General features: G+C 64.5%; 10 protein-coding genes. All 10 read left to right on the top strand.

Going from position 1 to position 18,617, the window contains the following annotated elements; translation table 11 throughout:
* Positions 1–354 precede the first annotated feature (354 nt).
* Genes brxE through FZ029_RS18825 form a run of 10 tightly spaced genes read left to right on the top strand, consistent with a single transcriptional unit; the run spans position 355 to position 18,556 of the window.
* The gene (gene brxE / locus FZ029_RS18870; RefSeq protein ID WP_149270944.1) at positions 355–936 is read left to right on the top strand and encodes a BREX-6 system BrxE protein; all 582 of its coding nucleotides are present in this window, start codon (positions 355–357) and stop codon (positions 934–936) included.
* Positions 933–1,715: a BrxA family protein gene (locus FZ029_RS18865; RefSeq protein WP_149270942.1), complete on the top strand. Its 783-nt coding sequence runs from the start codon at positions 933–935 to the stop codon at positions 1,713–1,715. Before brxE ends, FZ029_RS18865 begins: the two co-directional genes overlap by 4 nt.
* The gene (locus FZ029_RS18860) at positions 1,712–2,347 is read left to right on the top strand and encodes a BREX protein BrxB domain-containing protein (protein WP_149270963.1); all 636 of its coding nucleotides are present in this window, start codon (positions 1,712–1,714) and stop codon (positions 2,345–2,347) included. Before FZ029_RS18865 ends, FZ029_RS18860 begins: the two co-directional genes overlap by 4 nt.
* A gap of 17 nt (positions 2,348–2,364) precedes the next feature.
* Complete coding sequence (gene brxC, locus FZ029_RS18855; RefSeq protein ID WP_149270940.1) at positions 2,365–5,991, top strand: BREX system P-loop protein BrxC; 3,627 nt, start codon at positions 2,365–2,367, stop codon at positions 5,989–5,991.
* A 27-nt stretch (positions 5,992–6,018) separates the two neighbouring features.
* On the top strand, positions 6,019–6,939 hold the full coding sequence (locus FZ029_RS18850; protein ID WP_149270938.1) for a hypothetical protein: 921 nt from the start codon (positions 6,019–6,021) through the stop codon (positions 6,937–6,939).
* A gap of 4 nt (positions 6,940–6,943) precedes the next feature.
* A complete protein-coding gene (pglX, locus tag FZ029_RS18845) occupies positions 6,944–10,813 on the top strand; it encodes a BREX-6 system adenine-specific DNA-methyltransferase PglX (RefSeq protein WP_149270936.1) in 3,870 nt (1,289 codons plus the stop codon).
* A 47-nt stretch (positions 10,814–10,860) separates the two neighbouring features.
* Positions 10,861–12,216 carry an MBL fold metallo-hydrolase gene (locus FZ029_RS18840; RefSeq protein WP_188051980.1) on the top strand — a complete coding sequence of 452 codons (1,356 nt, stop codon included), beginning with the start codon at positions 10,861–10,863 and terminating at the stop codon, positions 12,214–12,216.
* A gap of 22 nt (positions 12,217–12,238) precedes the next feature.
* Positions 12,239–15,109, top strand: a complete 2,871-nt coding sequence (gene pglZ, locus FZ029_RS18835; protein WP_188051979.1) for a BREX-6 system phosphatase PglZ — start codon at positions 12,239–12,241, stop codon at positions 15,107–15,109.
* Positions 15,110–15,112: 3 nt separating this feature from the next.
* Complete coding sequence (gene brxD / locus FZ029_RS18830) at positions 15,113–16,429, top strand: BREX system ATP-binding protein BrxD (protein ID WP_149270930.1); 1,317 nt, start codon at positions 15,113–15,115, stop codon at positions 16,427–16,429.
* A gap of 3 nt (positions 16,430–16,432) precedes the next feature.
* Positions 16,433–18,556, top strand: coding sequence for a DEAD/DEAH box helicase (locus FZ029_RS18825; protein WP_211104173.1), 2,124 nt, complete (start codon positions 16,433–16,435; stop codon positions 18,554–18,556).
* The last annotated feature ends 61 nt before the right edge of the window (positions 18,557–18,617 follow it).

The raw sequence follows: 18,617 nt of genomic DNA, 5'->3' as shown, positions 1-18,617 counted from the left end.
CTTACTGGGTGCTTACTGGAGCACCCAACCGGCCAAACGCCGCTGCTAAGTCATTGAAAAGGTTGGTTGGGGGACTAGGACTCCCAACTACGATCACCGCCGCGGCGCCGCACGAAGAGAAATCAACAGGTTGCGCGCTTCTCCATCGCATATCGCATGTTCTTGTGCGACACACAAGTGTGACAGCCGTATCCTTCCGCATAGTTCGAGACCGACCGTCAGGGAAGCCTATTCGCTCGACCTTTGAGGGCGTTGGATCGCCGTGGCGCAGCCGGCCAATCCTGCTGGTCGGATTTGCATCATCGGCGGCTGGCGCGCTATCACGTAAGCCGTGGAAAGCGTGTGAGGCGAGCGATGAATGAAGTTGTGCTACCCAACAGCGTGCTGGATGCAGTGTTGGCATCGCAGATCACCGTTGCTTGGGCTGGGGAAGGAAGCGGTGACGTGCCCCGCCTTGGGTGGTGGAGTTGCGGGTTAACGGACCGGGACGGCGGCGGCGACTTTTTCGAGCGCTCAACGCCGGTAACAGCCCAATGGGCCCAACTCGACGCTGTTCGCCGCGCCGCGATAGTCGTCGATCAGCGCATCCGTCGCACCCATATGGCCGCCCATGACCACGTCCGGACAATTTACCATCTGGGCTATGCCGTCGACGAAGCGCTAAACGAGCGGCTGCGAATCCTGAAGCAGACCGGTGAAGAGCCCTGCTCAGTGCTCACCTTTCCAGTCAATCTCGCCGAAGAATTTGATCGAAAAACGTTTGATCGCTTCGTGGATTCCCTGGGCGATGTGCCGAAGCCGAAGATCACACCGGTTGGACGGGAACTGCCGGGTCGGCCGCCGGAAGCGCTTGAGGTGATGATGCGGCACCTGGTTGGCGCCCTGCGCCCGTTGCCGGGTGAGTATCCCATGCCCTTCTACCGGGTCGCGGCATGACCGTGTGGGACGGCGCCTCGGCGGCGGACAAGCCCGCCACCGAGGCGGTGCGGTATCATAACCGTATTCAGAAGCTTGCGCTTGGCATCGAGGAGAGCCGTGCGTACTGGCGCCATGTGCTGCCCGGTGAGGCGCCGGCGGCGCAGAGCGAGCGCGCGTTCGAAGAGCGCTGGTTCGGGGCCAAGTCATTGGCACGGATCCGCGTGCTGATGGCCGATCTTCGGGCCCGCTATGCCGCTTTCCCGACGGCGCTGGAGGTTCTGAAGGCATGGCCTGAGATGGAACCGGAAACCCGCCGGCTCGTCTGCCATTGGCACTTGCAGCTTGCGGATCCGCTCTACCGCCGGTTCTCCGGAGGCTGGCTCGTCGACCGGCGCCTTCTCCCGGGCGCCACCATTGGCTTCCAGCCGGTGCTGCAGTGGGTTCTTGACACGAACCCCAAGGACTGGAGTCCCTCCACCTGCCGGCAAGTGGCAGGCAAGCTGCTCTCCGCAGTGTCCGAGGCCGGCTTGGTCACACCGCCACCGGATCCACGGCGCCTTCCGGTGCTGCGGATTCCTGACAAGGCCCTCGGCTACATCCTGCATCTGCTCCGTGAGCTACAATTCGAAGGTACCCCTTTTGAGAATCCTTACCTTGGCTCGGTAGGGTTGTCTGGTGTACTGCTTGAACAGCGTCTCAGCGTAGGACAATGGGTTAAGGTGCACCGGATGGGTGGTCTCACTCAGATCGAATGGAAGTATCCATCGTTGCAGGCCTGGGCGGAGGCCGAACTGTGAGTGGGTCACTGTTCGAGCGCGCACCGCTGGATGTCGCCCTGGAAGCGCTGGAGCGCGATCTCAAGGCAGAGGGCGGGCCGGCGATCAGCGCCATGCGCAACTATAGATTTGCCATTCTGGCTTATCGACCGGGCGATGAGCTGCGCCTGCGCTCCGGCATCAGGCGGCTGAGCGAGAGCCTCGTTTCGGACGGATGGGACGTTTTGTCCATCTCGATGCAGGCGCTGTATCTGGAACGGCTCCGGTCCCTTGGCGAGGACGCGCTCGCCAGCATCGCGGCGCGGGAACGTCGGACCTGGGCGAAGAGTCCGGAGCGGGCGTTGAACTACCTTGCCGAACAGATTTCTCCGGTCGTCGAGGGCGAAGGCGGCATCGCTTCCGAGGTGATTGCCCGTATCGAGCGCTTCGCCGCCGACAAGACGCTGGATCCGGACCGCACCGTGGTGTTCATCGGCCGCGCGGGCGCCCTCTACCCGTTCTTCCGCACCTCGTCGCTGCTCAAGCACATCGACGGCAAGACCTTCGACCTGCCCGTGGTGCTGCTCTATCCCGGCGTGAAGGACAACAACGCCCTGTCCTTCATGGGACGTCTCGCCGCCGACCGTGACTACCGGCCACGCATCTATCCCTGACCGTCGGAGCCCAAGGTATGCTCATCAAGGAGCTGTTCACCAACGACGTGACCCGGGATATCCCGCCGGTCGTCTACTTCCACGAACAGGCGCCGGAAAGCTTGGCTGCCGAGGTCGGGGAATACATCGTCACCGGCGGTTATCCGGAGACGGACCCCCGGCGTCGCCGCGTGCCCGACGGCATCCACGAGCAGTTCGTCCGTCTGCTCCGGAACCTGTGCAAGGAACTGCGCAGGCCCGGAGGGCCGGAGCTGCCGGCGTCGTGGATCTCCGGCTTCTACGGGTCCGGCAAGTCGAGCTTTGCCAAGCTGCTGGGATTGGCGCTGGACGGCTGCGCTCTGCCGGACGGCCGCCTGTTGGCCGACGCTTTGCTAGCTCGCGACACCGCGCCCCTGCGCGAGGAGCTGGTCGCCGCCTGGGGGGAGCTGCGCGGCCGGATCGATCCTGTCGCGGTCGTCTTCGACATCGGTGCCGTCGCGCGCGACGGCGAGCACATCCATGCGGCCGTCGTGCGTCAGGTACAGGAACGCCTGGGCTATTGTCCGCGAAGCGTACTGGTGGCCGAGACCGAGCTGAAGCTGGAGGCGGACGGGCGCTGGGACGCATTCTTGGAAGCGGCTGCGGCGACGCTGGGCGGGCCGTGGGACGACTTCAAGGACAAGGCCATGGCGGAAGATCACTTCTCGGCCGCCATGCACCGCCTGGATCCGCAGACCTATACCGACCCGATGAGCTGGGCCGATTCGCACGCGGGCCGCACCGCCACCCGCGGTCTGTCGGTGGACGAGGCGACCCGCGCCATCGATGCCATGCTGCAACGGCGTGCGCCCGGCAAGACGCTCTTCCTGGTCGTCGACGAGGTGAGCCAGTATGTCCACCAGGACGAAGACCGCATGCTGAAGCTGCAGTCCTTCGTCTCGGCCCTCGGCCAGCGCCTGAAGGGAAGCGTCTGGCTCCTCGCCACCGGCCAGCAGAAGCTCGAAGAGGCTGGCGACATCGCCTTGGCCCGGCTGAAGGATCGCTTTCCGCCCTCCCTCCGCGTTCATCTCGGCGCAGCCAACATCCGCGACGTAGTGCACCGCCGCCTGCTGGAGAAGAAGTCGGACGAGGCCGGGGAACTGCGCAGCCTGTTCCAGCGCCACCGTGCCGACCTGAAGCTGCACGCCTACGGCTGCGCCGACGTGACGGAGGAGGACTTCGTCGAGGTCTATCCGCTGCTGCCCGGCTATGTGGACCTGCTGATGCGGATCACCACGGCGATGCGCGTCTATTCCACCCGCATGCAGGGCGACACCCACGCCATCCGCGGCCTGCTCCAGATGCTGGGCGAGCTGTTCCGCACGCAGAACTTGGCGGAGAGGACGCTGGGCGCGCTGGTGACGCTCGATGCGGTCTACGACATCCAGTACACGTCGCTCGATGCCAGCCTGCAGCAGACGCTGGCACAGGTGCACAACCTCGATCTCGTCGCCTCCAATCCGCTGGCCGGGCGCATTGTCAAGGCCGTTGCCCTGCTGGAACAGATCCAGGACCAGCTGCCGACCACCGCCGAACTTGTGGCCCAGTGCCTGTACGCCGAGATCGGCCAGGGCAGCCAGGTCCGTCCCGTGCAGGACATGTTGCAGGCGCTGAAGGACGCCAATTGCCTCTCCTACACCGAGCAATACGGCTACAAGCTGCAGAGTTCCGCCGGCCAGGAGTGGATGAAGGAACGCGATGATCCGCACATCCCGGACGAGGTGGTGCACGACGTTGTGCGGGAGAAGCTGGGCGTCCTCATGGGCCGGCCGGACCGGCCGCGCTGGAAGGGGCGCCCCTTCCCCTGGGCGCTGTTCTTCACCGACCGCTTCCGTCCGGACGTGCGACTGACATCAGGGCGCGAAGACACCACCTTCGCCGTCGATTTCCGCTTCCTTACCGACCAGAGCCAGCGCCGGTCCGACGAATGGGTGCGGCAGAGCGACCAGCAGCACCTGCGCGACCGCCTGGTCTGGCTTGTCGGCGGCGACCTCAGCGAGTTACGGAATACCGTACGCGATCTGGTGCGGTCACGCCGCATGCTGGAGACCTACGAACCACGGCGCGAGGCGCTGAACCGCGACCGCCTGCGTCTGCTGATCGAGGAGCAGACGCGCCGCGACGGGCTGGAGGGACAGGTTGATCGGGCGGCGGCCCGCGCCTTCCTCGACGGCCGCCTGTATTTCCGCGGGCGCGAGCTGAAGCCGTCCGACTTCGGCAACGGCTTCGACAGCGCCATCGTCAAGGCGGCCGAGCGCTTCCTGCCGGAGCTGTACACCTACTTCACCGAACTGTCGGTCGGCGACCGCGAATGGCCGCAGTTGCTGGAACGCGACCTCGGCGGCGCCTCGCGCAAATTCTACGAGGAGGGGCTGGGCATCCTGGCGCTCGACGCCGGCAAGACCGTGCCGGCCTGCAGCGGCACCATTCCCATGCGCATCCTCCAGCACATCGAGGAGAACAACGGCGCCTCGGGCAGCACCATCATCCAGCATTTCGGCCGCCCGCCCTACGGCTATCCCGTGGACGTGGTGCGTGCCTGCCTCATCGGCCTGCTGCGCGCCGGCAAGATCCGCATCCGGCCGGAGGGCGGCGGCACCCATGTCACCTCCTGCAACGACCCCGGCGTGAAGGAGCTGTTCGCCGGCGACCGCAACCTGCGGCAGGCGGAATACTATCCGGGACGCGAGGGCGACATCACCCAGCGCGACCTCAACGCCATCGGCAAGTTCTTCGACAGCGCGCTGGGCGAGCCGGTGGACCGCGACCGTGACGCCATCGCCGACGCCGCCTTCAAGCACTTCCCCAACAAGCGCGCCGAGCTGCGCGAGGTGGAGGCACGGTACGAACGCCTGCCCGGCCGTCCCGAGCTGCCCCCGGCGCTGGCCGCCCTGACCAGGGCGCTGGAGGACTCGGTCGTCGACCGCCACGTCGAGGCCATCGTCAAGGCGGTGAAGGCCAATCTGGACCGGCTGCGCGACGGGCTGGAACTGCTGGGCATCGTCCGCTCCGAGCTGACCGACGAGGCGGTGGAGGCGGTGCGCGCCCTTGCCGAAGTGCGTGACGTGCAGTTCGCCCAGCTCCGCGCCGCGCCCGACGGCATTGACGACGGGACCGAGGCCGCCGGCAAGGCCCTGGAAGCGCAGTTGGCCCAGGATCGCCCCTGGCGCGAGCGGGCGGGTGCCGAGGCCGCCGCCGGCACCGTGCGCGACCGCTACCGCAAGGTCCGCCGTGCCATCCTCGCCCGCCAGGAGACGGAGGCGGAGGCGGCACGCGAGCGCATCAAGGCGCGCGACGGCTTCGCCAGGCTCGCGCCCGACGCGTCGCACCGCGTGCTGCGCCCCGTCGCCGAGGCGCTGTTCGTCAGCACCGAGGACGCCGTGCAACCGGTGCTGGCCGACATGGTGGCCCAGTTCCCCGCCCGCCTCCACCGCGCGGTGGAGGACGCCGACGCCCGCCTGGACGAGGAGCTGGAGAAGATCCTCGCCAAGCCGGTCAAGCCCGTGCGCCTGAAGGTGCAGGGCCGCGAGCTGGAAACCCGCGACCAGCTCAAGACCTTCCTGCGGGAAATCGAAGACGAACTCGGCCCCCTGGTGGATCAGGGCGTGCGGGTTCGGGTGCTGTAATAATAAAAAAAAGAGAAGGCACTGATTATGTTTTTCTTTTTCGGTGGCGGCATTTTTGACAAAAAACTGGATCAATTGCAGGCTGATATAAACACGTTGGCAAGAGCGCAATCAAATGGATATTATGTTCGCAAGGTAATAGCCAATGAAAATATCTTCACTGCCAAATTACTGGAAAAAATGTCAAACTTTTTGGACGGCAGGGATTTGAACTACAGGAGGATTGCGGCGACGCCTGTGTCTGGATTAACGGAATTGAACCAACCCATTCGATTAAGGTGTGAGTACGCTCCATCTGGAGAATCCGATTCGGGTGTTGAGTTGACATTGCGGTCCACTGAATGCGGCTTTATTGGTTCTGAAGAGAACTTGTCCGGCGCCGATATTTTGATGTCCTACAAGGTGGATGGTGATGTTGACGATTCTGTTTCCAAAGGCTTACTCGCGCAGGCAAAGATTATTGAGAAGTTAAAAGATAGAAGAGAAATGGAGCGACTGAAGCAACAATGTAGCGATATGTTGCGAGTCACAAAAGATTCTTATGTGTTCTTGTATAGCCCCTCTGGGGTAACTGTCATTCCGGCAAAGGATGTGATTGATGGAGATTGGTCGATCCCTAAAAACACTCCAAGCAATGTGGGCGCATTCATGCAGAGCTTCCTTGACTGCAGCAATGGCGATCGCAGTTTTCAGGCTTGCACCATTCCAGAATTCAAAAAATTGTTAAGCGAGACACATGTAAAGCATGGTCTGGCCATTGAAATTGGCGATAAACCCGATCCTGATCCGGATCCAGGTCCGGAACCGAAAAAATCGCCTCGCCCATCGCGACCGAAGAAAAAAGCGCGAGTGAAAATGGGTCAGTCCGAAAATCTTCGTGAATCTGAGCTTCAAGAAGCGGAAAGCAAATCTGCCTTGAAGAAGATTCCCCTTATGTTGTTGCGATGAAGACATGCCCCTGACTCCCGACGCGAAATCCAAGCTCTCCGCAACCATTCGTGGCCTGCGCGCTTATCTGTTGCAGGCGCTGGAGGACAACGCCGCCGCCGTCTACCGGCTTGCCGTGACCGCCGACAAGGCGGGGCTGGGCGAGGCGGAGGCGGTGCGGCGGGGGCGGTTGGAGGCGTGGCTGGACGAACGCGCGCGCGCCAGCGGGGCCAAGACACGCGCGGACTTGGATAAGGCGCGTCCGCGCTTCCTCGAAGACGCGGTGAAGGAGGCGGCGGCGACGCTGCTCAACCGGCTGGTGCTGCTGCGCCTGATGGAGGCCATGGGGCTGCGCAAGGCGCGCATCGTCACCGGCGGGTGGAACAGCCGCGGTTACCGCGAGTTCCGCGGATACGCCGGCCCGCTGCTGGAGGACGGCAGCGAGGGCTACGCCACGCTGCTCGACCTCGTGTTCGACGACCTCGCGGTCGATCTGCCGGGCCTCTATGGCCGCGTCGGGCTGACCGATCTGATACCGGTCCCGGTGGCCGCCCTGCGCCGGGTGGTGGAGGAACTCGACAAGCCGGAGCTGGACAGCGCCTGGACCGACGACACCACGCTGGGCTGGATCTACCAGTACTGGAACGACCCGGAGCGCGAGCGGCTCGACGGCAAGATCAAGGACGGCGGCAAGATCGAGCCGCACGAGATCGCCTCCAAGACCCAGATGTTCACCGAGCGCTACATGGTCGAGTGGCTGCTCCAGAACTCGCTGGGCGTCACCTGGCTGGCGATGTGCCGGAAGCAGGGATGGACGCCCGACGCCGCGCGCATCTTCCCGGCGCTGGAGGCGCGCCGGGCCGAGTGGCGGGAGAGGCGCGCACGGGGCGAGGTGCCGCTCGACGCCCTCATGCCCATCGATGGCGAGTTGGAGGAGCACTGGAAATACTACGTCGCCCAGGAGATCCCGGAGGATGCAGTGACGGCCGCGCCGGAGTCCCTGCGCGCGCTGAAGCTGCTCGACCCCGCCTGCGGTTCCGGCCATTTCCTGGTCATCGCCTGCGACCTGCTGTTCGCGCTCTACCGGGAGGAGGCGCGCCACCGTGGCGAGGCGTGGACCGATGCCGACATCGTCGACTGGATCGTCGGGAACAACCTGCACGGCATCGACATCGACCCGCGCGCCGTGCAAATCGCCGCCGCCGCACTGTATCTGAAGGCGCGCACCCTGTGCCGCGACGCCCGCCCGCGCACCCTCAACCTCGTCGCCCCCGCCTTCAACCTCGCCGGCCTGCCCGACGACGACCCGGCGCTGCGCCGCCTGATCGACGAGTTGCACCGCGACACCGGCCTGCCGGAACCCCTGACCCTCGGCTTGGTCCGCGCCCTGGCCGGCGCCGACCATTTGGGCACGCTGCTGAAGGTGGAAGACGCGGTGAAGGAGGCATTGCTCGCCCACCAGCTCGCCACCGGCGACCGCGAACCGACGCTGGACGCCTGGGCCAATGGGCAGGTCAAGGATCTGACCGCCTTCCCACCGGAAGACGTGATCCTGGCGCGGCTGGAGAGCTTCCTCGCCAAGCACACCGCCGCGGCCGATCTCGGCTTGCGTCTGGATGGCGAACAGCTGGCTGCTGGGGTGCGCTTTATGCGCATGGTCAAGCCGGGGACGTACCATGTGGTGGTGGCGAATCCGCCGTACCTCGATACCGACAACGTTAACGCCCCGATTAAAATAAAGTTCTCCAGCACTAAGGCAGTATCCGATCTATATTCTATTTTCCTTAATCGTAGTTTGACGCTGCTTGGATCATCTGGGCGGGCAGCCATGATCACAAAGAAGGAGTGGCTGTTTGGGGCTGCGTGCCGCGAGCTCCGGGAGGAAATTGTTGACGAAAAGACAATTTTTATTGTGGGAGACCTTCAGTGGCGTGCCTTCGATGAGCAAGTTGATATTGTGGTTTCGCTGTCAATTTTGGGAAATTCTCAAAATTCTGTAGAAACCGTCGCGCTTCGCCCAACGGATGGAGGAAAAAGAGTACGTGATGCGCTCCAAGTGCATCGAAATATTGCCGGTTTGATATGCCAGCATCAGGTTTTCTCAGTTAAGCAAAACGATTTGCGCCGCGTGCCAGGAAAGCCATTGGTGTATTGGTGGAATGAAGACGACTTTGCTCAGTTTGATGAAGCAATGCTTGTTGGTCAGGTAAGTGAGGTCTGTCAGGGTATATCAACGGGCTGTGATCCTCGCTTCATAAGGTCGCAATGGGAGATCTGTGAGCGAGCTTCTTGGGTTCCTTGTATCAAAGGTCCAGGAGACAGCTTACAGTTGGGGAATGAGAGTGCTTGGATTGAACCGCTTCGCCATCTTATTAGCTGGGAAAACAATGGCCTTGGTATCCGGACAATGGGTGGGGCCGTTCTGCGCAACCCGGATAAGTTCTTTAAAAAGGGGGTAGCGTTTACAATGCGCGGAACTGATTTCCGCGCAAGAATCCATCGCTATGAAAGCATATGCCAGAACAAGGGGTCGTCAGTTTATGGAGGAGATCCGGCGGAAATTCTTTGTCTCTTGAATTCGGAGAAATCCAAGAGAATTTTGGACTCTCTGAATCCAGGAATTGGTTACGAGGTGGGCGATATTAAAAGACTGCCTATTTCCCTTGTCTCTAGTAGTGAAAGTATATTGTTGAAATTGGACGAAGCCTTCACCGAGCATGAAGCCGCCCGCGAGAACTCCGTGGAGTTCAAGCGGCCCGGCCGCTCGGCCTGGAACTGGGCTCAGGACTGGGCGCAGCGGGCGGTGGACCGCGCGGCCGGGGAGCCGCTGCCGCCGTGGCAGCCGGAGCATGAGGAGGCCAAGCCGGTCGATCACGTCTCCTTCGCCGTCGGAGTAGCGCTCGGCCGCTTCGGCGCGGGCGGAGAGGGGATCCTCGACGCCGCCCCGGCCGACGCGCTGCCGCACGGCATCCTGTTCCTGGCGCCGCCGCCGGCCACGGACTCGCTGGCCGATCCGGCCACCGCCGGGCTGCGCGCAGCATGGCGGGAGCATGGCGGCGCGGTGAAGCCGGGGGCGGAGCTGCGCGACTGGCTGCGCGCCGACTTCTTCAAGCACCACAAGGCGCTGTACGAGAACCGGCCGATCTGGCTGCCCTTGTCGTCGGCGAAGAAGAGTTTCGTCGCCTGGGTGTCGATCCACCGCTGGGCCGACGACACGCTGGACGTGCTGCGCGCCGACCATCTGATCCCGGCGCGCACCGCGCTCCAGGGCGAGCTGGCCGACGTCCAGGCCGCCCGCGCTCGTGCCGAGGGCAAGGCGCGCGCCACCGCCGAAAAGCGCTATGACGAGTTGCGCAAGTGGCTGGACGAGTTGGACGCCTTCATCGCCGCGGTGGAGCAGCTGGCCGAGCACGGCGCCCCGCCGGTGGACGGCTGCCGCGCCCGCGCCGCCGACGCCCGCTTCCGCATGGATCTGGACGACGGCGTGATGGTGAACGCCGCCGCCCTGTGGCCCCTGCTCGCCCCGCAATGGAAGGACCCCGCCGGCTGGTGGAAGGAGCTGTCGGAGGCCAAGGGCAAAAAGAACTACGACTGGTCCCACCTCGCCGCCCGCTACTGGCCCGCCCGCGTCGACGAGGCCTGCCGCAAGGATCCGTCTCTTGCGGTTGCACATGGATGCTTCTGGAAGTACCATCCCGCGCGCGCCTACGCCTGGGAACTCCGCCTGCAAGACGAACTCCGCCCCGACTTCACCATCGACGAACCCGGCTCGCGCGAAGCGCGGGACCGCTTCCTCGCCGAGGAGCCGAAGCTGGCTGCGGAAATTCGGGAGAAGGAGAGGAAGCGCCGGGAGAAAAAGTCAAACAGCGGGGCGATTTTTCAGATGAAGGATTAGGCATTGCTCAGCGTTAGGATCGTTTGTCCTTTTATTGGGAGATGATTGTGCAGCTGAAATCGATAAATAGTGGCGGTCGTGGGAAGAGCTCGTGTTTTCCGGCATTGTTTCGGAAAAATATGATTTGCGATGGACTGGTTGCGCTTGGTGTCTATGGCGATGCGTTCCTTTACCGGCGTGCGGACGTCCAGTCGGATGATGGAACGTATAAAGACTGGCTTATATTGGTCGATGGAGGCGGTTCTGGCGAACGACTCCGAAAGCAATTGAACCTTCATGCCGCCGGCGTTCAATATTTGGACATCGTTGTCTGCACGCATGGGGATAGCGATCACTCCGGCGGGCTAGGAACCTTTCTTGACCGCTGGGGCCACCGTCCCCGGAAAGGGGCAAATCCTCGCGGCGCTGTGGGCGAGTTCTGGCTGCCCGGTCGGTGGGTCGGCGTTGTCAAGGCGCTTCTGGAGGACCCTCGCTCCGTATTCGAGGGATTGATGGTCGAAATGGACGACCTTCGGCAGAGAAATCCCGATTGGCGTAACTTGGACGCCACAAAAATCGAAGAGCTCATTTCAGAACAAGTCAAAAAGGCGGAAATTGGCGACAAAAACGTTTACGACGGCGACGAGTTTGTCATGCCTGAAGAGGTCGATCTTCGTAAATTAGCGGCAGATAGAAGAAAAGGAACGATTTCCTCTAAAAATTCCAGGGAGAAGGTGTTCTCATTAAAAGAAAGCGGTAGTATCGGAGAAGGGTTCGGTGAATATTGGATTTCTCTTATCGACACCGTGGACGAAATAAGGCTGATCGCGCACCAAGCGTTGAGGCACGGAAGTCGCGTCCGTTGGTTCGATTTTGAGGAATTCTCCATCAGAAGAGTTGCCGTTGGAGGAATCAATAGATTACTAAAGCCGATAAACGCAGTAGAATCTGCGCCGATGCCGCCAAGAATTGCATTGTATGCGATGTTACAGTTAACAAGAATCAATGAACAAAGCCTCGTCTTTTATGCGCCTGAAACCGATAGGAATTCTGCTGTTCTATTCTGCGGCGACTCGCCACTTGGCCTCGATGTCAATTACTCAGTGCCGTTTCCGATGATTGAAGTGCCGCATCGGGATATTTTGGTAACAGCGCCTCACCACGGATCCTCGTCAAATGACATTGCTTATCGTCACCTGCTTTCTTGGAAACGTGATGAGCGCATGATTCTGGTTAGGAGCGGTGGAGAGCGGCTGCATCCCGATGGTGAGTTCCAGTTTTTCCTGCCGCCGGAACGCGCCTGTACCAATTGTCGGCGTGCTCCAAATAACTTTCCGCCAACGGCGATCGGTTTTATACAACTGAAATCATCGTGTGGTTCCTGGTGCCAGCTTAATCCGAAACGGGTCTGCAATTGTGTTTAAGCACGCGACGGATTCTCCATCCGTGCCTCCCGTCTCCACCACCCTCGAACACGACGTGCTGAGCTTCACCCGCCGGCACGGCGTGACGCTGTGGCTGGACAAGGATGCGCACTACATCGCGTTCGTGGATGGCCTCGCCGAGCGGTACCGGAGCGGCGAGGTGGCGGTGCCGGTGGTGGCGTTCCGCGGCAGCTTCCTCGACCTGATCTTCGCCCTGGAACACCATGCGGGGGGCAGCGCCAACGAGGCGCTGCTCGTCCATCTGCCGGGCCAGACGGAGGAGAGCATCCTCGACACGCCCCTGCTCGAACTGTGGGCGCTGGGGACGCGCTACCGCAAGGCGCTCGATACGCTGGTGCGCGATGCCGCCGCCGGGCGGGTGCCGCCGTCCGACCTGGAGGAGTTCCTGGCGACGCCGGGGCTGTCTCTGGCCGGGGCCGACGCCTGGCTGACGGCGCGCACCGCGGCGGCGCGCGAGGGGCTGGCCGCCTTTCTCGACCAGATCTCGGCGGACGTGGTCGCGGCGGAACTGCTGGTGGCCGACACCATGCTGCGCGCCAAGGTCCGCTCGGCCGAGGATGTGGCCGACGTCGCCGCTTTCCTGGAGCGCCACACCGGCATGGATGCGGCATGGCGCGCCTTCATCGGCGGCGGCACCAGTGGGGACGGCGCACCCGCGCCGGACCGGCTGGATCCGCTGGCCGAGGCGCTGGCGGCGTGGCTGCTGTGCGTGGAGTATGTCCATGATCTGCGCCGCACGCCGCACCTGCCGCAACTCCAACCATTGAAGGCGCTGTCCAAGCCGCTGGTGGAACGCTGCTGCGCCCTGGTCGACAGGCTGCGCCGCGAACAGCCGGAACGCTATGCCGCGCTGGCCGACGAGGTGGAACCGCGGCTGGCCGACGAGGTGACCCGCATCCGGGCGGAGGATCTGGGCCACATCGACACCTTCCGGGTCGAGGAGATGCGCGTGCTGGAGGCCGCCATCGCCGATCTGATCGCCGGACGGTGGGCCGAGGCGGCGGGCAAGGTGGCGGCGCGCGAGGGCGCCAACGCCTTCTGGCTCACCCGCGATCAGGCGCGCCGCTGGGCGTGGCAGCTCGTCGGGCAGGCGGCATCCTTCGGCCGGCGCATCGCCGAGGCGCCGCGTCCACTCGCCAAGGCCGCCGGGCATGAGGAGGCGCTGGCACTCTATGCCGAAGCCGCCGCTCCGGTGGACCGCGAACACCGCCGCTTCGAACAGGCGCGCTCGCTCTATCTGGAACCCCGCCTGCCCCACTTCGCCGAGCTGAAGGAGGTGGTGGAGGATCTGCGCCGCCGCTACCGCCGCTGGGCCGACGACATCGCGCGCGACTTCAGCGCGCTGTGCCGCACCCACGGCTTCCTGCCGCCGGCCGATTTGCAGCAGCGCACGCTCTACGAACAGGTCATCCACCCGCTGACGACCATCGACGGCGACCGGGTGGCGGTGATCGTGGTGGACGCCCTGCGCTACGAGATGGCCGCCGACCTTGCCGAGGAGCTGAGGGGGCCGGGGATCACGGTGGACCTGCGCGCCCGCCTCGCCGAGTTGCCGACGCTGACGGCGGTGGGTATGAATGTCCTGGCTCCGGTCGCGGGCGGCGGGCGGCTGACGCCGGTGTTCGCCGGCGGCGAGGTGGCCGGGTTCCGGTCCGGCGAATACACCGTCCGCGGCCCCGCCGACCGTGCCCGCGCCATGGGCGAGCGCAGCGTCGGCCGTGCCGCCCTGCTGCTGCTGCTGGCGGAGGTGTGGGACGCGCCGCCCGATCGGCTGAAGCGCCAGGTGGCGAATGCCCGCCTGATCGTCGTCGCCAGCCGCGAGATCGACGATGCCGGCGAGGCCAACCTGGGTCCGGCCAGCTTCGAAACGACTCTGCGGCAGATCCGCGCCGCCTGCGTGCATCTGCAGGCGGCCGGCGTGCGCTCCGTCGTGGTGACCGCCGACCATGGCTTCCTGCTGCTCGACTCCACGGTCGAGACGCACCCCTTCGGCAGCAAGACCGAACCGGACCGCCGGCATGTCTACGCCGCCGAGCCGCGGGCCGACGGCGGGCTGGTGCCGGTGGCGCTGTCCTCGCTGGGCTATGAGGGGGCGGACGGTTACGTCCTGTTCCGCGAGGACACGGCGCTGTTCCGCACGGGTGCTTCCGGTGTGCTGTTCGCCCATGGAGGCAACAGCCCCCAGGAACGAATCGTCCCCGTGCTGATCATCAAGCGCCGGCGCGAGGCCGCCGCGTCGCGCACCGCCTACGAGATCGAGGCCGTCGTGCTGCCCGCGGTGCTCAATCATGCGCGGGTGCGGCTGCGCCTTCAGCCGGCGGTCGGGCAGGAGCAGGGACTGGCCTTCGTGTCGCCGTCCCGCATCGGCCTGATGCTGCGCGCGGTCGGGCGCGACGATGTCCGGGTGCTGGTCAAGGAAGCGCAGGGTGCCGCGCTGGACGGCGGGCGCGTCGTGCTGGCGCCGGGCACGTCCGCCGCCGAGGTGTTCTTCGCGCTGGAAGGACCGCGCGACGAGCGCGTGCAAGTGGAGGTCTTCCATCCCGATGGCAGCCAGACAGTCGAGGTCCGCATCCTGGAAGGTTGGTTCGATGTGGCCGGGACCGGACGCCCCGGATTGTCGGAGCCACCGGCGGCCCCTGCGAGCGACGACTGGGCCTTGGCTATTGCCGACGAGGGGGCGCGGCAGGTATTCCTGCACATCGCCCGCCACGGCGCCATCACCGAGGAGGAAGCCGTGCGCCTTCTGGGCAGCCCGCGCGCCGCGCGCCGGTTTGCCGCTGCATTCGACGACATGAAGCGGCAGCTTCCCTTCCTGGTGCGGGTCGAGACTACGGAACGGGGCAAGCGCTATGTCAAGGAACGGGAGATCTAGGCCATGACGCTGACGCGCCGCGACGCCGAACATGTGTTCCAGCGCCTGCGCGACGGGCTGGTGCCGGAGCGCGGGCTGGACGCCTTCGCCGTCGGCATCGAGCGGCCTCGCGCCGAGATCGGCCGCCTGCTGGGTATGGCCGGTGACGGTGAGGGGGTGTTCAAGTTTCTGCGTGGCGGCTACGGCTGCGGCAAGACCTTCATGGCGCGTCTCGCCGTCCTCGATGCCCAGGCGAAGGGCTTCGCCACCAGCTTCGTCGTGGTGTCGGACAACGACCTGCACTTCCACAAGTTCGACGACGTCTACCGCAAGGTGCTTCAGGAGCTGTCGACCAGCTCCTGCCCGCGCGGCGCCCTTCCCGACATCATCGACCGCTGGATCGCCAAGGTCGAGGATGCGGTGATCGAAGGCGGTGCCGACGAGACGGCGCCCGACTTCGACGCTCGTGTCGAGGAGCGGCTGGGCGAGGAACTGGCGTCGCTGACCGGGGGCAAGGCGCCGGAGGATCTGGTCCGCGTGCTGCGCGCCGTCTTCCAGCAGAAGCAGAAGGGCAACCTGGCCGAGGCGGGGGCGCTGCTGTCCTGGCTGGCGGGCAGCGGCAATGTCGGGGCGGCGGTCAAGAAGCTGGCGGGCATCAAGGGCGACATCGAGAGCCGTGACGCCATGGACTACCTGCACGGCATCCTGGAGGTGGTGAAGGCCGCCGGCTACAAGGGCCTCGTCATCGTCATCGACGAGGTGGAGACGATCCTGCGCATGCGGCAGGACGTGCGCGGCAAGTCGCTGAACGGCATCCGCCAGATCATCGACGCGGCCTCCGCCTTCCCCGGCCTGTTCTGGGTGTTCACCGGAACACCGGAGTTCTTCGACACCCGGCGCGGCGTCGCCGGGTTGCAGCCGCTGCACGACCGCATCGCCTTCCTCACCCATGGCGGCGTTGCCAGCCTGCGGCAGGCCCAGTTGGAACTGAGGCCCTTCGACAAGGCACGTCTGCGCGACGTTGCGTTGCGCCTGCGCGAGCTTTATCCAGCACAGGACCGCGCCGATGTCGAGCGCAAGGCCACGCCGCAGGTCGTCGAGCGTCTCGTCGACGAGGTGAGCGACGGCTTCCGCGGTGATGTGGGCGTAGTTCCGCGGCAATTCCTGCGGCAGCTGGTCACCATGCTCGATCTGATCGACGAGGGGCTTGATGCCGAAGTGGCAGGGGTCGATCAATCCTCCCTGAACGAGAACGAGCAGCTCCTCATCGAGAACCGCTATCCCTTCGATCCCGAGCCAGGCGACGAGCAGGGCTACGCCCCGGCAGCACTGGAGTTCTGACGGGTGGCGCCCTCGGCCTTCTCCCGCTTTCCGGTTCGGCTTCAGGAGGCCATCGTTTCCCGGCTTGGCTGGTCCAGTCTCCGGCCTGTCCAGGAGATGGCGGCGCACGCGATCCTTGACGGCGAGAATGCCGTCGTGCTGGCGCCGACCGCCGGCGGCAAGACCGAGGCGTCCGTCTTCCCGGTGGTCGCCCGGCTGATGGAACAGCCGCCGCGCGCCGTCGGGGCGCTCTACATCGCGCCCATCAAGGCGTTGCTGAACAATCAGGAGGAGCGCCTCGGTACCTATACGGAGATGGTCGGCATGCGCCGCTTCGTCTGGCACGGCGATGCGCGGACTGCAGCGAAGGCGGCATTCCTGAAGGAGCCGGCCGAACTGCTCATGACCACGCCGGAGTCGCTGGAGGTGATGCTGCTTTCGCAGCGTATCCCGGCAGAGGAGCTGTTCGCCGATCTGCGCGCGGTCATCATCGACGAGGTGCACGCCTTCGCAGGCACGGATCGCGGCGCCCACCTGATGAGCGTGCTGGAACGCATCGCCGCGATGGCCGGCGGTGACGTGCAGCGCATCGGGCTCAGCGCCACCGTCGGCAACCCCGAGGAGATCCTGACTTGGCTGGCGGGCGCCTCCCACCGTCCAGGCCGGGTCGTCGACCCGCCCCGTCAGCCGCGCCGCCGCGAAATCCTCGTGAGTCTGAAGCCGACGGTGCATGAACTGGCGCGTGCCGCGGCAGCCCGCGCCGCCGGCCGCAAGAGCCTGTTCTTCTGCCAAAGCCGCGCACTGTCCGAAACGGTGGCGGAGCGGCTGCGCGGCCAGGGGACGGAGGTGTTCGTCCACCACAGCTCGGTTGCCTTTGCCGAGCGCCAAGCGGCGGAGGAACGCTTTCATCACGGCAGCAACGCGTGCATCGTCTGCACCTCGACTTTGGAGCTTGGCATCGACGTCGGCGATCTCGACCTCGTGTTCCAGGCCAACGCGCCGAGCACCGTGTCCTCCTTCCTGCAGCGGATGGGACGAACCGGGCGTCGGGAGGGGCAGGCGGCGAACACCACATTCTTGTGCGAAACGCCGGAAGCTGTTCTGCAGGCGGCGGCGATCGTCGAACTGGCCCGCGAGGGCTGGGTGGAGCCCGTCGAACGTCAGGATCGCTGCTGGCCGGTCCTGGTGCATCAGCTCTTCGCCCTGACCTTACAGTTCGGTGCCATCAGCGCGGAGCGGTGCTGGCAGTTCCTCTCCCGGATACCGGACTTCACGGGCATCGCCCGCAAGGAGTTCGACGTCCTTATCGGCGTGATGGTGGCCGACGGACATCTCTTTCAGGCGGGAGGGCTTCTCTCGTTCGGGGAGCGGGCAGAGCGCGAGTTCGGCCGCCGCGATTTCTCCGAACTCTATGCCGTGTTCTCCAGCCCCGTGCTCTACCGTGTCCGCACCGCTTCCGGTCGCGACCTTGGTTCGCTGGAGCAGGGCTTCGTCGATCGTTTGGCCGAGGGAATGACGTCCTTTCTGCTAGCTGGACGCGCATGGGTCGTGGAAGCGATCCGCCACGCGGACAAGATGATCATCGTCCGAGAGGCGCCAAAGGGGCGCAAGCCGACGTGGGGCGGCTTCATCCCGCAGTATCTCGGTCATGCCCTGTGTCGGCGAATGCGGATGATCCTCACCAACGGAGAGGTTCTGCCCTACGCCGACACCGCTGCCTCGACCGCCATAGAAGGCTACCGCGCTGAGCTTGGTGACTCTCTGCGGCGCGTCGAAATTCCGATAATCGGCGATGAAGCGGGCAGCACCCTCTGGACCTTTGCTGGAGGGCGGGTCAATGCCACGCTCCGACTCGCCCTGCAGACATGTTGGGGGCTGCGCGTCAGCGCCGACAATCTGGCCATCCGCTTTGCGCATTCAGAAGCGAGCGCCGAGGCCGTCCTCTCAGCATTCAGAGCGATGGCCGATGATGAATGGTGGCGACATTCCGACAATCTGGAACGCATGCTTGCGGGCCTACCCAACTACCGCCTGAGCAAGTTTCAGGATGTTCTGCCGCCGCGCTGCGCCGCGGAGATCGTAGAGCGCTATGTGCTTGACATCGACACCACGATTGCCGTGCTCCGCGCTGCCAATCAAGGGCAGTAGGTGATCGCTTCTTCTTTGTGCCGCGAGTTCTGGAGTTGGTTGGCGCCAGCCCTACCCATAT

It is taken from the genome of Azospirillum sp. Sh1 (genome assembly GCF_008365135.1).
Classification (GTDB): Bacteria; Pseudomonadota; Alphaproteobacteria; order Azospirillales; family Azospirillaceae; genus Azospirillum; species Azospirillum oryzae.
This window is presented reverse-complemented; position numbering and strand designations above follow the sequence as displayed.